Here is a 14,181-nt window from a genome sequence, read left to right as displayed (position 1 = left end):
CTCGCCCGAATTTCGTGCTGCAAGCGGTTGGGGAGCAACCCGGATTCGCCCTTGGCACCGTGCCGCCATGATGGCACACAACTGTACCCGAAAAACTCAGGGAGGATCGCTATGCTTGCGGATTTCAAGGCATTTATCGCCAAGGGTAACGTGATGGACCTCGCCGTCGCGGTGATCATCGGCGCGGCGTTCGCCAAGATTGTCAGCGCGCTCACAGCCGACCTGATCATGCCGATCGTCGGTGCGATCTTCGGCGATGTCGATTTCTCGGCGAAGTACGTCGTGCTCAGCGGCACCGTTGCACCCGGCAGCTCGCTCGCCGCAGCGCGCGAAGCGGGCGCCAACGTGTTCGCGTGGGGCGATTTCATCTCGGTGGTGATCAACTTCCTGATCCTGGCGTTCATCATCTTCCTGATGGTCCGCTACACCACCAAGTTGATGGAGCGGAACAAGGTCGAGGAAGAGGCGGCACCGGCCGGCCCGAGCGAGATCGACCTGCTGACCGAAATCCGCGATGCTTTGAAGAAGTAGCCAGGCTCGCCCATCCGGGGGGCTGACGATGACGGTCCCCCGGTCGCACCGCGGCCGCAAGCGCGAATGCGCGCCCGGACCGGCCCCGTAGCTTAGCGAGGGGAGCAGCCGGGAGGGCGCAGCCGCAGATGCGGCTGCATGAGACAAAACCTCCGCTCACTTCACATTAAGCACCCAGCGCCTATATAAGGTGTGCCCGTTTCGGCGGGCTATGGCGATAAATTGCGGTGTGCAATAGGCACAGCGGACCCGGGGGCAGTACCCGGCGGCTCCACCACCGCTCCTCTCAATAGAGGGCACGATGACGGGGCCGAACCAGGATCGACGTGTGTTGAAAAGCACTGTTTTCGCCCGGGCTGAGTAACCCGTTAAAGGCTCAAAACTCATAAGTGCCAACGACAACGAAGCACTTGCTCTCGCTGCGTAACCTGACGGCCTAACGGCCTGATCTTACAAAGCTATGAGCACGGTTCGGACCGAACCGGGTAACAGAATCGGAAACCGGGGGCCCGGGGGTGCCTAGCAACAGAAACCCCCACTTACACGTGTCGTAATGTGCAAATAGACCGTCAGCCGGCGCTCGCCTCGGCTGTAGCCGCCTCAGCCTCGCGCCTTTCCTTCTCGAACTTCAGGCAGTCGAAGATCTTCGCGCCGGCCAAGAACACCGATCCGGTAGCGGCGACAAACAGCAGCTTGCCGCCGAAGCCGGGGAACTGGTGCATGTAGACGATGCCGCGCTCGCATGCGCCAAGGGCCAGCGCGTAGATGATCAGGCACGCTTCGAAGCGCGTCTTGATCACGAACAGGCGGCCTATCTTGCGCAGCATGGTTTCCCCGAAATCCTTAACGCCCTCTGCAGCAATTACCGTGCCAGTGACGGATTCCTGCGGAACGCAGTGGTTAACGTGGAAGCTATTGTAAACGCTGCCGACGGACAGTCCAGCGCGTTAACCCAGTTCGGATAGATCGAGCGCTTCGAGCAGGGCCTGCCGCGCAGCGACGATGTCCTTCGCCAGCGCCGGATTGCCGACGTCGGCCATGTCGATCTGTTCGGGCCAGTTGGCGGTGATCGTGCGTTCGAGCAGGTCGGCCTTGGCTTCGCTCAAGATGAACCGCGGGTCGACCGTCGCCGGATCAGCCACCACCCGCAGCCGCAGGCACGCCGGGCCGCCGCCGTTGGCCATCGATTGCCGCACGTCGACCGGCAGGACGCGGCGGATCGGGCCGTTGCTCGCCACCATCGAATCGAGCCACGCACTCACCGCCGGGCTGTCGGTGCATTCGGTCGGCACTACCAGGCCCATCTCTCCGCTTGGCAGCGTGAGCAGCTGCGCATTGAACAGGTAGGTCTTGATCGCTTCGCCGAGCGACACCGCATCGGAAGGCACTTCAACCACTTCGAGCGCGGGAAATTTCGCGCGGATCGCATCGTAGGCGCCTTGCTGGTCGGCGAAGGCCTCGGCATGGGTGAACAGCACCCGCTCGTTGGCGACCGAGACCACGTCATTGTGGAATGCCCCGGCGGCGATCGCTTCGGGGGCCTGTTCGACGAAGACAGTCCGAGCCGGGTCGAGGCCGTGCAGGCGAGCGACCGCGCGGCTGGCCTGCTCGTGCTGGCGGGCGGGGAATGCGCCGCCGCTGCGGCCATAAACGAACACTTCGACCCCTGGCGCGCCGTGCCCTTCGCACAGCCGCATATGGTTGGCCGCGCCTTCGTCACCGAAAGTCGGCGGGACCGGATCGTGCAGCGCGAAATGCGTGCGGTCTGCAAACGCAAGCGCGAGCTGGCGCATGGTATCGGGCCATTCCTGCGCCCGGTGCGGCATGGTGACGAGGTTCGCCGGGGTCAGGTGGCAGCGCCCGTCTGCGCTGTCAGGCGCAGGGCTGACGGTGGCCGCATTGGCGGTCCACATCGAACTGGCCGACCACGACTGCGCGGTCAGCACCGGATCGGTCTCCGGAGTGGCGCCAAGCCGCGGCAGGTAATCGGGGTTGGGGCGGGGCAGCGGCACGAAGAAGCCCTGCGGCAGGCCCAGCGCCATGTTGTGGCGCATCTTGGCGATACCTTGCAGTGCGGCGGCGCGCGGATAGCTGGCGTCGCCCGCATGGCTTGTCGCGGCAAGGTTGCCGAGGCTGAGGCCGGCGTAGTTGTGGCTCGGCCCGACGATCCCGTCGAAATTGATTTCGGTGACCAATGCTACCTCCGTTCGGTTCGAGCGAAGTCGAGAACCGTTTGCGGCTCGTGTCTCGACTTCGCTCGACACGAACGGACCAAGTTGACTACCTCGCGACGCTCCACACTGTGTCGCCTACGCTCACGTCGAGCAGGTCGGCCGCTTGCGCGTCGATCCGGATCGAGCCGTCATCGGCGAATTCGCGGATGCCGTAGCAGCTGCGGAAGTCCTGCAAGTGGCCGCAGGCGAGGATAGCCTTTTCCCCCTTGTCGAGATCGACACCGGAAATCTTTGCTGCCTTCGAATTGGCGATCGAGGCAACATCGTCGGTCTGCGCGGTCATCGTGGGGCCGCCGTCGAAAATGTCGACGTAGCCGGTGTAGCGGAAGCCTTCGTTTTCGAGCATCCGCATCGCCGCACGCCCGGTAGGATGCGGCACGCCGATCGCGGTGCGGGCGGCCTCCTGCAGCATCGCAATATAGACCGGGTGCTTGGGCATCAGGTCGGCGATGAACTGGTTGCCGTTGATCGCGTTGAAATAGTCCGCATCCTGGAAGCTCATCCCGAAGAACCGGCCCGCGACCCCGTCCCAAAACGGGCTTCCGCCGCGCTCGTCGATGATCCCGCGCAGCTCGGCGAGGATGCGGTCGGCAAAGCGCGCACGGTGCATCGCGATGAAGATGTAGCGGCTGCGCGCCAGCAGCAGGCCGAGCCCGCCCGCGCGCTCGCCCGGATGGAGGAACAGCCCGCCCACTTCGCTCGCCCCTTCGAGGTCGGTGACGAGGCTGAGCATTTCCGCGCGCACCGTGCGGTCGAGCTCCTTGGAATGCTGGGTGAGGGTGGTCAGGCGATACGAATAGAACGGCCAGCGCTGGCCGACCTGCGTCATCAGTTGGCAAGTGCCGCGCACCGCGCCTGTCTGCGCGTTTTCGAGCACCAGCACGAATTGCTCGTCGGCCAGCGTGTCCTCATCGCGGCCGAATGCGTCAGCGGCGCGTTCGAGCTTGGTTGTCAGCGCCGGGCGGTCGGCCGGCAGGTTGGTAAACCCGCCGCCGGTCAGCTTGGCCATTTCGTACAGCGGCTCGAGGTCGGACATGCGCGCCGAGCGCAGGAGGAAGCTCACAAGGCGTCTCCGGATGCGAGTTGCGAGAGGACGAGTGCGGACAGCGCCGCGCGTTCGGACAGCGAAGGGACGATCATGAATTCGTCGGGCGAGTGGATCTTGCCGCCACGCACGCCCATCGTATCGACCACGGGCACGCCAGTGGCGGCAATGTTGTTGCCGTCGCATACTCCGCCGGAAGGTTGCCAGCCGATTTCCTGACCAAGCACTGCGCCGCAATCCCGCACAAGGTCGAACAGCTTCTGTGCTCGCGCACCGACCGGCTTGGGCGGACGGGTGATCCCGCCGTGGACCGCAATATCGACTTCCTGCGACTGTTTAACTTCGCCCAGCAGAGCATTCATTTCATTAATAAACCGCTCAGCAGCGTCGGGTGCCTTGGGGCGAATGTTGAACCGCAGGATCGCGTGGTCCGGCACGACGTTGTTGGCCGCGCCGCCTTCGATCTTGGCGGGGTTCACGCTGATATCGTCGCGCTGCAAGTCCTTGAGCCGCACCGCCAGCGTGGCGGCCGCGACGATCGCGTTGCGCCCGTCGAGCGGGTTACGCCCGGCGTGGGCCGACTTGCCGGTAACGGTGAGCGAATAGTTGCCGCTGCCGCCGCGCGCGTGGGCGAGAGTGCCGTCAGGCAGCGCGCTCGGCTCGTAAGTCAGCGCTGCATATTTGCCCTGCGCGAGCTGCTCGATGAGAGCGGAGGACGACAGCGAGCCGGTCTCTTCGTCGGCGTTGACCAGCACGTCGTAGCCGACGCGCTGCGCCTCGGGCAGCGTCTCGAACGCGGCCAGCGAATGAAGGATCACTGCCAGGCCGCCCTTCATGTCGGCTAGGCCGGGCCCGTTGAGCGTCTCCTCATCGAGCCATGTCTGGCCCTGGAACGAGTGATCGGCGGGAAACACGGTGTCCATGTGCCCGGTGAACAGGAAACGCCGCTCGGCAGCGGGTCGCACCCGTAGGACCATGTGCTGGCCGTGCGCTTTCTCGACTTCGTGACCTGCGCTGTCGATCGCTGTCACCGGCGCAGGTTCGACCAGTTCGATCGTTCCCGGCAGCGCGGCGAACGCATCGGCCAGCAGCTGTGCCTGCACGGCCAACCCGGCAAGGTTGGCGGTGCCGGTGTTGACCGCGCTCCACGCTGTCGCGTTAGCGAGCATCGCGTCCTGGTCGATCCGGTCGGCAAGGGTCTGGGCGAGTTGTTGCATGTGCAACCGCTCTAGAGACATAGGTTTTGGTGTCTAGGGGGTGTCTAGGCGGCTGCATCCAGCGCACGGGCGAGTGCGACGAACTCATCCACCGAAACCGTTTCCGCGCGGCGCTGCGGGTCAATGCCGACCGCCTCCAGGGCAGCGATTGCACCGGACACGCCCTTGAGGCTCTGGCGCAGCATCTTGCGGCGCTGGCCGAAGGCGGCTTCGGTCAGGCGCTCGAGCGTGCGGGCGGAAACGCCTTCGGGTTGTTCCTTCGGTTCGACGTGGACTACCGCGCTCATCACCTTGGGCGGCGGGGTGAACGCGCTGCGATGGACTTTCATCGCCAGCCTCGCATTGCTGCGCCACTGGGCCAGCAGCGCCAATCGCCCATAAGCGCCAGTCCCGGATTGCGCGACGATCCGCTGGGCAACTTCGAGCTGGAACATCAGCGTGAGCGAAGTCCATTGCGGGGGCCACGCCTCTCCGCCGAGCCAGCGCACGAACAGCGCGGTACCGACGTTGTAGGGCAAGTTGGCGAGCACCGCGTATGGCTCGCCTAGCAAGGCATCGTGATCGAGCTTCATCGCGTCGCCTTCGACCACTGCCAGCTGGCCGGGGAACGCGGCGTCGAGTTCGGCGAGCGCAGGCAGGCAGCGGCGATCCATCTCGATTGCGGTCACTTTGGCCCCGGCACGCAGCAGCGCGCGGGTGAGCCCGCCGGGCCCGGGGCCGATTTCGAGCACCGCCTTGCCGTCGAGACTGCCCGGGATCGCGGCGATCCGGCTCAGTAACCGCTCGTCGAGCAGGAAGTTCTGCCCCAGCGCCTTGCTCGCGCTCAGGCCGTGCCGCTGGATGACTTCGCGGATCGGCGGCAGGTCAACCATTTGCGCGGCGTGCGGCACATTCGCCGGCCATGCGGATCGCCGCTATCGTTGCGCCCGGGTGGGCCTTGCCGGTTCCGGCGATAGCGAACGCGGTGCCATGATCGGGGCTGGTGCGGATGATCGGCAGGCCGAGCGTGACGTTGACCCCGGCATCGAAATCGAGCGCCTTGATCGGGATCAGCGCCTGGTCGTGATACATGCACAGCGCTACGTCGTAGTCGTCGCGCGCGTGCGGCGCGAACAGCGCATCGGCCGGATGCGGTCCGGTAGCTGCAATACCTTCGGCCATGAGCGTTTCGATTGCAGGGGAGATGATGCTTTGCTCTTCGTCGCCCATCCGCCCGCTCTCGCCCGCGTGGGGATTGAGGCCGGCAATCGCAATGCGCGGGCGCGCGATGCCGAAATCGCGTTGGAGCGCCTCGGCGGCGATCCGCGCGCGGCGGCAGATGAGGTCTGTCGAAAGCAGCGCGGGCACCTGCGAGAGCGGCACATGAACCGACAGCGGGATCGTGCGCAGTTGCGGCCCGGCGAGCATCATCACCGCGTCCTCTGCCGCCACGCCGCACGCCTCCGCGACGAATTCTGTCTGTCCGGGATGGCGGAAACCGACTTCGGCCAGCAGGGCCTTGGCGATCGGGCCGGTGACGATGCCGCTTGCGGATCCGGCAACTGCCAGCTCGGCAGCTTGCTTGAGCGAAGCGAGGGCCAACCGCGCGCCTCCAGAGTCCGGCTGACCGGGGTTCCAGGGTCCATCGACTTCGCCGAGCACCGGCAAGGCACGCGGGAACACTGCCGCTGCTTCGGCCGGATCGGCAATTCGTTCTACCGGAACGCTCAGCTCCCGCGATGCGCCTGCCGCGGCAAGCAAACCTGCCCCGCCGCACGCGAAAAACGGCTGCAGGCCGGCTTCGTCACGCGCCGCCCAGCTGGCGGCGATCAGCTCCGGCCCGATCCCGGCAGGGTCCCCCAGCGAAACCGCAAGAGGAGCCACCGCCTGCGTCAATTGTAGGTGATGATCGCGTCGTTGCGCAGGTCGCGCAGGTAACGCTGGGCGCGCTTGTCGACCCGCTCGTTCTCGAGCTGGTTGCGCAGCTCGTCGAAGGTCGGGGTGCCGGCGCTCGGCGGATCGTCGCGACCGCACAGCATCAGCACACGCACGCCGTCTTCAACCGAACCGAACGGTGGTGTCGTCTGGCCAATATTCAGGTTGAGCATGATCTGCTGCAGCTGCTCGGGCAGCGCGCGGACTTTGATGTTGTCGTTGCTGACGATGTCGACCCCCATCGCGGCTGCCGCCGCATCTGCGTCTCCACATCCCTTGATCGCCTTGACCTGCTCCGTGAAGGTCTTGAGACGCTGGGTGGCTTGTTCCTGCGTCGTGCCCTTGGGGAAGTTCAGCGAGATCTGCTTGAGGCTGAGCGTCGCATCGCGCGGGTCGGCCATCAACAACTGCTTCTTGTCGATCAGGTAAAGGATCGAATAGCCGCCGGAATTGGCGATCGGGCCGACCAATTGGCCGGGCTGCATCTGGCGCGCTGCTGCGGCGAGCGGGGCGGGCAAGGTTTCGAGCCGGACGAAGCCGAGGTCTCCACCAACCGCTGCTGTCGATGCTTCGGAATACTGACGGGCGTAAGCCACGAAGCTGCCGCCTTGGCGCAGCTGCTCCATGATCTTCTGCATGTTGGCCTGGACCTGCGCCTGGTTGGCCGGGGTCGCAGCCATGTAGATCTCGCCGAGCCGGTATTCTTCGGTGCCCTTCGACGCCTTGAGGCGGTCGAGCATCTCGTTGACCTCGTCGCTCGACACATTGACGAACGGTGAAACGTTGCGCTGCAAAAGGTTCTGCCACGCCAGTTCGCCTTCGATCTGGCGTTTGAGCGAGCCGGGCGACGACCCGACCTTGTTGAGGTAGGCGTCGAGCGCGGAGGGCGCCTGCTTGAAATTCTGTTCGGCGACCCGCGCATAGGTCTGCTCGATTTCTTCGGGCTTCGGCGAGATGTCCTGCGATTTCGCAGCCTGGATCTCGATGGTTTCGTCGATCAGGTTGCGCAGTACCTGCGCGCGCAAGCGCTCCATCTCCTGCGGAGAAATCTGCCCTTTGTTCGCCGCAACCACGAGCGCGACGCGCTGGTCGATATCGGTCCCGGTGATGATCTGACCGTTGACTTTCGCGGTTGGCTTGCGATCGTTCGGGTCGCTCTGGCCAAGTAGCGCGACATTGGCCGGCAAGTTCAGCCCGCCATCGTCGGACGCCGAAGCTCCGGTATCCACCGGGTTCGCTCCCGCCTGCGCATCTTGCGCGGTGGCGGCGATAGGCGCGGAGACCAGTGCCAGCGCGGCAAGGCCGCTAATCAGGTTCGAAACAGTCTTTTCGATCACGCGTGTTTTCCGATTGATACGCCGGTCCCAGCGGCAGGTAGCGGTATGCGGTTGCCGCCAAGCGGCTTAACCCAAGCTGAGTGCAGTTCAACCCGGTGGGGCCGGATAGCGTGTTTGTCCGGTGCTGCCAACGCCTTGCGAACGCCAATCACCGAGCGACGGATTTCGTTAGCGAAAGCCGAGGTTGCGCAGGGCAAAATAGACCTGGAAGGTATTGCCGCGCCGCGCGTCGCCGGTGTCAACGTAGTCGCGCCGCCAGGCGAGACCCAGCTCGAGGCAGTCGTCCTGGTAAGCCAGCCCCAGCCGCGTGCGGACCGGCGAGAACCCGTTCGAGGTCAGCGTCGGGTCTTCCTCGCGGTTGGTAAGGTTGAACACCCCCGATCCGAAAAGTGACCAGTATTTCGCGAACGCCACGCGTGCTGCGGCGCGCAGTTCCTCGCGGTCGCGCAAGTCTTCGATGGTGCTGGAGATATTCCGGTTGAGCCGCAGGTAGCCGATTTCGGCATAGGTCGCGGCAGAACCGACCGTCGCGTCGAGCTCGTTGCGGCGCACCGCCAGGTTATCCTTGTCGAGCCGGAACCGGTGGGTGAGCTTGATCAAATTCTTGTAGCGCACGTCGGTTCGCCCGACGAAGTCTGAGAGCGGCTGCGACAGTCCCGTCCCGTCGGGGAAGATGCTGCTCTGGCCGGTGAAGCGATACGACTGCCCGACCGTGGTACTGATCCGCCAGTTGGGGCGCTGCAATTGCCAGTCGAAACCGTATGTCATCCGCGCGCCGTCTTCGACCCGGTCGTAGCCAGGGAAGCGGTTGAGTGCGAACAAGTTGCTGTCTTCGAGGTCGATTGCCCGCGAGTCCTCGTTCGGCACCGCGAGGTTGCGGATCGGCGGGCTGGCGACGAACTGGATCCGCGGGGTGAATACCTGCGTGCCGCCGAATGCACGGCCCACGAACGGCCACTGAATGTCGACTGCAGCGGTCGCGACTCCGCGCGCTTCCCATCCCGGATTGCCGCGATAGATCGCGGTCGTGGTCAGGTCGTTGGCAGACGAGTGGTAGACATCGCCCCGCACCAGCGCGGTCAGCGTGACCACCTGACCCATGCCGGTCATGCGCCGCAAGTCCCATTCGGCGCTGGCAAAGGCGCGCTGGGTATCCTGGCCATTGCTGCGGGTCAGCGCGAGCGTGTTGGCTTCGAACTGCAGCGTGCTGCCCTGCAGCCCCCCCGACATGCGCTTGCGATAATCGATCAGCGGCAGTGCCACCGGCACCTGGCCCTGGTTGGCCCCCAGCCGCAGCGTCTGCGTGGCGTACCCGGCGAGCACGAAGTAGCTCGTCTCCCCAGTCCGTTCGAGCTTGACGAGCGAGCGCAGGCGATCGTCGTAGCTGATGTCATACCGGCGCAGGAACGTGCGGTCGCTCGCCCGGCGGATCGAGTAGTCGAGGCTCCAGTTGGGGTCGAACTGGAAGCGCCCGTTGCTGGCAAAATACCCGCGGGCGCTTTGCTGGCTCGTGGCAGTCGCGCCCGTGCTCGAACTGCGGCGGCTGGTCGTGAGGTAGCCGGTGATCTGGTACGCGCCGAGGCTGGTCAGGTGGCGCCACTGGATGGAGCCCATCGGCGGCGCCTGGGTGAACACATAGGCTGTCGTCGCCAGGTCCATGTTGTTCGCCAGCCGCCAGTAATAGGTGTCGCTGATCTCAAGCCCGTTGGTCTGCGAAACCTGGACCTGGGGGATCAGAAGGCCCGATTGCGCGCGGCCGTCGGTGTGCACGGCGAGGCCGGGCAGCGGCAGCAGGCGGGCCCCGAACAGGTCGAGGAACGCGCCGCGAAACCGCAAGTGCTTTTCGGCCGGGTCGAAATAGACCTTGTCGGCAGTGATCCGCCACGACGGCTTCTTGGGGCACCCGTTTGCACCCTCCACCGGGCAGCCTGAATAGGCTGCCTTGTCGAGTTCGATCGTCCCGTCGGGAAGGCGCTTGCCCCGCGCCGCGGCGAGCCGCCCGCCTTCGCGAAGCGCCAGCAGTACATCGTCCATCGTCCCGGTCTGGAACTTGCTGGTCAATTCGATGCGGTCGCTGAAGACCTGGTTGCCGTCTTCGTCGACGAAGCGGACGTTGCCGGTGGCGACGATCTGCCCGGTCTTGCTGTTGTAGGTGACCTTGTCCGCACGAACCGAACGATCGTCGCTGCGCAGCACGACGTTGCCGGTGGCGACGAGCATCTCGGAATCGCTTTCGTAAGCCACTTGGTCGGCTTCGAAGGTGACCTTGGTTGCGGCTTCAGACGCGTCCGCCGTCTGGAGGCTATCGGCTGCATCCACTTGCAACCGATTGGGTGCATTGCTTGGCAGGATTTCGGGAGCGGTGAAGTCCTGCGCAGCCGCCGACATGGCAAACAGCCCTGCCGCCAGCGCAGCCGATCCGGCAATGCTCCTCGGCAAGCGACGCAACCGGGCCTGCGCAATTCCTGTCGGGGCGGGGGGCATGGCTTGCCTATCGCACCGACCACGCCTAATCGCAATCGCGATCAGCACCGGCACCGGGGTTTCGCGCCCCTGCTGCCGATTTGCCACTATTCCCGGGAGCTTCCATGAAAATCGAATTCGCTGCCGCTGTGCCGGAAGATGCACGCCTCGTCGCCCGTATCGTGAACGAAGGGGCGCCGATTGACGGTCTCGAACGCGCGATCACCGATGGTGCCGCCGCAGCACGGTTCAAGGGCCGCGCGGGGCAGTGCTTCGAAGGCTTTGCCGAACGGGCGGGACATCTCGTGCGCGTAGCCATAGCCGGGGCGGGCAAGGCAGACGATGCGGACCGCGCGATCAATTGCGAGAAGGCGGGCGCTGCGCTGGCCGGCAAGTACCTGCGTTCGGGCGAAGCTGCGATCGCGGTCGACCTGTCGGGGTTCACCGCTGCCGAAGCGACGTCGATCTTGCTCGGACTGCGCCTTCGCAGCTGGCGCTACGATGTTTATCGCACCAAGCTGAAGGACGACCAGAAGGCGACGCTTGAAAAGGCCGTCATCGTCAACGCGGCTGACGGCACGGAAGCTGCGTGGGCCGAAGCGTCCGCCGTCGCCACCGGGGTCGAGTTCGCTCGCGAGCTGGTGACCGAACCGGCCAACATCATCTACCCGGAAAGCTACGTCGAGCGGTGCCAGAAACAGTTCAAGGGCACCGGGGCGGAGCTGGTGGTGCTCGACGAAAAGGAGATGGCCAAGCTCGGCATGGGCGCGCTGCTCGGGGTCGGGCAGGGCTCGATCCGCGAATCGCGGATCCTCGCGATCAAGTGGATGGGCGGCAAGAAGGGCGATGCCCCGGTCGCGTTCGTCGGCAAGGGCGTCACCTTCGATACCGGCGGTATCTCGTTGAAGCCCGGACCGGGCATGGAAGACATGAAGTGGGACATGGGCGGTTCGGCCGCGGTCGTCGGCGCGATGCTCGCGCTGGTGACGCGCAAGGCTCCGGTCAATGTGGTCGGGGTTGTCGGGCTGGTCGAGAATATGCCCGACGGCAATGCCCAGCGCCCGGGTGACGTGGTCACCACGATGTCGGGCCAAACGGTCGAAGTGCTCAACACCGACGCCGAAGGGCGGCTGGTGCTGAGCGACGCGCTGACCTGGACCCAGCGCGAGTTCAAGCCCGCGAAGATCGTCGACCTTGCCACTCTGACGGGTGCGATCATCATCGCGCTCGGCCACGAAAACGGCGGTTGCTATTCGAACAACGACGAGCTGGCTGAGAGCCTGCTGACGGCAGGCAAGCAGACCGGCGACAAGCTCTGGCGGATGCCGCTGTCGGCGGCTTACGACAAGCTGCTCAACAGCCCGATCGCGGACATGAAGAACATCGGTCCGCGCTACGCCGGGTCGGTCACCGCGGCACAGTTCCTCCAGCGGTTCATCGAGAACGATACCCCGTGGGCGCACCTCGACATCGCCGGGATGGCGTGGTCCGAAAAGCCCGGGCAGACATGGGACAAGGGGGCGACCGGCTACGGCGTGCGCTTGCTCGAGCGATTCATCAGGGACACCGTCGAGAGCTGATGCAGCTCGACTTCTGGCAGCTCTCGCGCGATCCTCTCGAGCGCGTCGTGGCCCTCGTGGCGGCGCGCACCCGGCAGGCGGGCGAGCGGCTGCTGGTGGTCGATGCTGACCCGGCTCGACGGGCAGGGTTCGGCAAGGCGATGTGGGACAGCGATCCGCAGGCGTTTCTCGCCAATGGTGAAGCGTCCGGGCCCCACGCCGCCCGCCAGCCGATCCTGCTCTCGGATACCTGCGAAGCGGCCAACGGTGCGCGGTTTTGCGTGCTGGCGGACGGTGACTGGCGCGCCGAGGCGGGAGGGTTCGAGCGGGTATTCCTGTTGTTCGGGGAAGCGGGAACCCCGGCGGCGCGCGCGACCTGGCGGGCGTTCGACGGTCGCGAGGATGTAACCCGCGCCTATTTCGCGCAGGAAGATGGCAAGTGGGTGAAGAAGGCGTGAGCCTTGCGCTGCGTGCAACCCGGCGCTAGGGGCGCGCGCGAAACCCCCACAACAACCCTACAATCGCTCGCAAGGAACCCATCATGGCGGTCACCCGCACCTTTTCGATCATCAAGCCCGACGCCACCCGCCGCAACCTGACCGGTGCGGTCACCAAGATGCTGGAAGAAGCCGGCCTGCGCGTCGTCGCTTCGAAGCGCATCCACATGACCAAGGATCAGGCCGAAGGCTTCTACGCGGTCCACAAGGAACGCCCCTTCTTTGGCGAACTGGTCGAATTCATGACCAGCGGTCCGGTGGTCGTGCAGGTACTCGAAGGCGAGGATGCGGTGAAGCGCAATCGCGACATCATGGGCGCAACCAACCCCGCCGATGCCGCTGAAGGCACGATTCGCAAGACCTATGCCGAAGGCATCGAGGCTAATTCGGTCCACGGTTCGGACAGCGACGAGAACGCCGCGATCGAAATTGCGTTTTTCTTCAAGCCCGAAGAGATTGTCGGCTGATCAGGCCGAACCGGCTGAATTCCCGAAATCATTGACGAACGAAGCCGCCTCGCAAGGGGCGGCTTCTTCGTATGGGCTGTGAAGGCCCGCTCCGTTTCGATTGCGCAATTGCCGAATGCGGTGATAGCTCTCCCACAGGGACGCTCCGGGTCGCCTCGCAATCTGGGAGATTTGCGATGGCTCGCACGCTTACGCTTCTTACTTCGGTGCTCTGTTATTTCGCGTTTTTCGTTTCGTTCGTTTACCTGATTGGCTTCGTCGGCGGGATCGATTTGTTGCCGACTACGGTCAACAAGGGAATGGCCGCTGCGCCGGGCGTCGCAGCGATTGTCGACCTGGCGCTGATCGCCCTGTTTGGCCTGCAGCATTCGGTGATGGCGCGGCCTGCCTTCAAGGCTGGTTGGACCAAGATCGTCCCCGCTCCACTGGAACGCTCGGTCTATTGCCTGACCACCGCGATCTGCCTCGCGATCATGTTCGCCTTCTGGCATCCGATCAGCGGCACAGTGTGGCAGTTCGAATCACCGGCGCTGCGCAACACCATGTGGGCCCTGTTCGGTGCGGGTTGGGTGATCCTGTTCATTGCCACCCACCTGATCAATCACTTCGAGCTTTTCGGCCTGCAACAGGCGTGGACGCACTTTACCGGCAAGCCGGCGAACCCGATCTCGTTCAAGACGCCGCTGTTCTACAAGTGGGTGCGCCACCCGATTTACAGCGGGATCCTGCTTGCGGTGTGGGCGACGCCCGACATGACTTACAGCCACCTGCTGCTGGCGATCGGCTTCACGATCTATATCCTGATCGGGATTTCTTACGAGGAGCGCGATCTCGTGGTCCACTTCGGTGAGCGGTACGTCGAGTATCGCAAGCAGGTTGGCAAGGTGATCCCGGGGATCGGTAAGTTCAACTAGCGG

13 protein-coding genes and 1 other RNA gene are annotated in these 14,181 nt (G+C 64.8%); 6 read left to right on the top strand and 8 right to left on the bottom strand.

From position 1 onward, the window contains the following. The first annotated feature begins 111 nt into the window (after window positions 1-111). Both mscL and ssrA read left to right on the top strand, forming a co-directional pair. On the top strand, window positions 112-531 hold the full coding sequence (gene mscL / locus CJO11_RS04715; protein ID WP_095011678.1) for a large conductance mechanosensitive channel protein MscL: 420 nt from the start codon (window positions 112-114) through the stop codon (window positions 529-531). A gap of 156 nt (window positions 532-687) precedes the next feature. Beyond that, window positions 688-1,034: a transfer-messenger RNA gene (gene ssrA, locus CJO11_RS04710) on the top strand. Between the two features lie 66 nt (window positions 1,035-1,100). Here the strand turns inward: ssrA and CJO11_RS04705 are convergent. The 8 genes from CJO11_RS04705 to CJO11_RS04670 form a co-directional block, all read right to left on the bottom strand. Further along, on the bottom strand, window positions 1,101-1,358 hold the full coding sequence (locus CJO11_RS04705; RefSeq protein ID WP_095011677.1) for a hypothetical protein: 258 nt from the start codon (window positions 1,356-1,358) through the stop codon (window positions 1,101-1,103). Between the two features lie 120 nt (window positions 1,359-1,478). Beyond that, window positions 1,479-2,726, bottom strand: coding sequence for an N-succinylarginine dihydrolase (locus CJO11_RS04700; RefSeq protein ID WP_095011676.1), 1,248 nt, complete (start codon window positions 2,724-2,726; stop codon window positions 1,479-1,481). Window positions 2,727-2,811: 85 nt separating this feature from the next. Beyond that, window positions 2,812-3,828 (bottom strand): arginine N-succinyltransferase, encoded by a 1,017-nt coding sequence (locus tag CJO11_RS04695; RefSeq protein WP_095011675.1) that lies wholly within the window; start codon window positions 3,826-3,828, stop codon window positions 2,812-2,814. After that, window positions 3,825-5,027 (bottom strand): hydrolase, encoded by a 1,203-nt coding sequence (locus CJO11_RS04690; protein ID WP_095011674.1) that lies wholly within the window; start codon window positions 5,025-5,027, stop codon window positions 3,825-3,827. The genes CJO11_RS04695 and CJO11_RS04690 overlap by 4 nt, the downstream gene beginning before the upstream one ends. Window positions 5,028-5,071: 44 nt before the next feature. Then, window positions 5,072-5,899 carry a 16S rRNA (adenine(1518)-N(6)/adenine(1519)-N(6))-dimethyltransferase RsmA gene (gene rsmA, locus CJO11_RS04685; RefSeq protein WP_095011673.1) on the bottom strand — a complete coding sequence of 276 codons (828 nt, stop codon included), beginning with the start codon at window positions 5,897-5,899 and terminating at the stop codon, window positions 5,072-5,074. Next, window positions 5,892-6,890 (bottom strand): 4-hydroxythreonine-4-phosphate dehydrogenase PdxA, encoded by a 999-nt coding sequence (gene pdxA, locus CJO11_RS04680; protein WP_240504560.1) that lies wholly within the window; start codon window positions 6,888-6,890, stop codon window positions 5,892-5,894. Before pdxA ends, rsmA begins: the two co-directional genes overlap by 8 nt. A gap of 8 nt (window positions 6,891-6,898) precedes the next feature. Next, a complete protein-coding gene (locus CJO11_RS04675; protein WP_095011671.1) occupies window positions 6,899-8,278 on the bottom strand; it encodes a peptidylprolyl isomerase in 1,380 nt (459 codons plus the stop codon). A gap of 168 nt (window positions 8,279-8,446) precedes the next feature. After that, window positions 8,447-10,762: an LPS-assembly protein LptD gene (locus CJO11_RS04670; RefSeq protein WP_240504559.1), complete on the bottom strand. Its 2,316-nt coding sequence runs from the start codon at window positions 10,760-10,762 to the stop codon at window positions 8,447-8,449. A 104-nt stretch (window positions 10,763-10,866) separates the two neighbouring features. Here CJO11_RS04670 and CJO11_RS04665 point away from each other — a divergent pair, with 104 nt between their 5' ends. From CJO11_RS04665 to mddA, 4 genes are all read left to right on the top strand, one after another. Beyond that, window positions 10,867-12,321, top strand: a complete 1,455-nt coding sequence (locus tag CJO11_RS04665) for a leucyl aminopeptidase (protein ID WP_095011669.1) — start codon at window positions 10,867-10,869, stop codon at window positions 12,319-12,321. Beyond that, window positions 12,321-12,758, top strand: coding sequence for a DNA polymerase III subunit chi (locus tag CJO11_RS04660; protein ID WP_095011668.1), 438 nt, complete (start codon window positions 12,321-12,323; stop codon window positions 12,756-12,758). Before CJO11_RS04665 ends, CJO11_RS04660 begins: the two co-directional genes overlap by 1 nt. Window positions 12,759-12,841: 83 nt before the next feature. Next, complete coding sequence (ndk, locus tag CJO11_RS04655; protein ID WP_095011667.1) at window positions 12,842-13,264, top strand: nucleoside-diphosphate kinase; 423 nt, start codon at window positions 12,842-12,844, stop codon at window positions 13,262-13,264. Between the two features lie 176 nt (window positions 13,265-13,440). Beyond that, window positions 13,441-14,178: a methanethiol S-methyltransferase gene (gene mddA, locus CJO11_RS04650; RefSeq protein WP_095011666.1), complete on the top strand. Its 738-nt coding sequence runs from the start codon at window positions 13,441-13,443 to the stop codon at window positions 14,176-14,178. Window positions 14,179-14,181 lie beyond the last annotated feature (3 nt).

The sequence above is a fragment of the Tsuneonella mangrovi genome (assembly GCF_002269345.1).
GTDB classification, from domain to species: Bacteria; Pseudomonadota; Alphaproteobacteria; order Sphingomonadales; family Sphingomonadaceae; genus Tsuneonella; species Tsuneonella mangrovi.
This window is presented reverse-complemented; position numbering and strand designations above follow the sequence as displayed.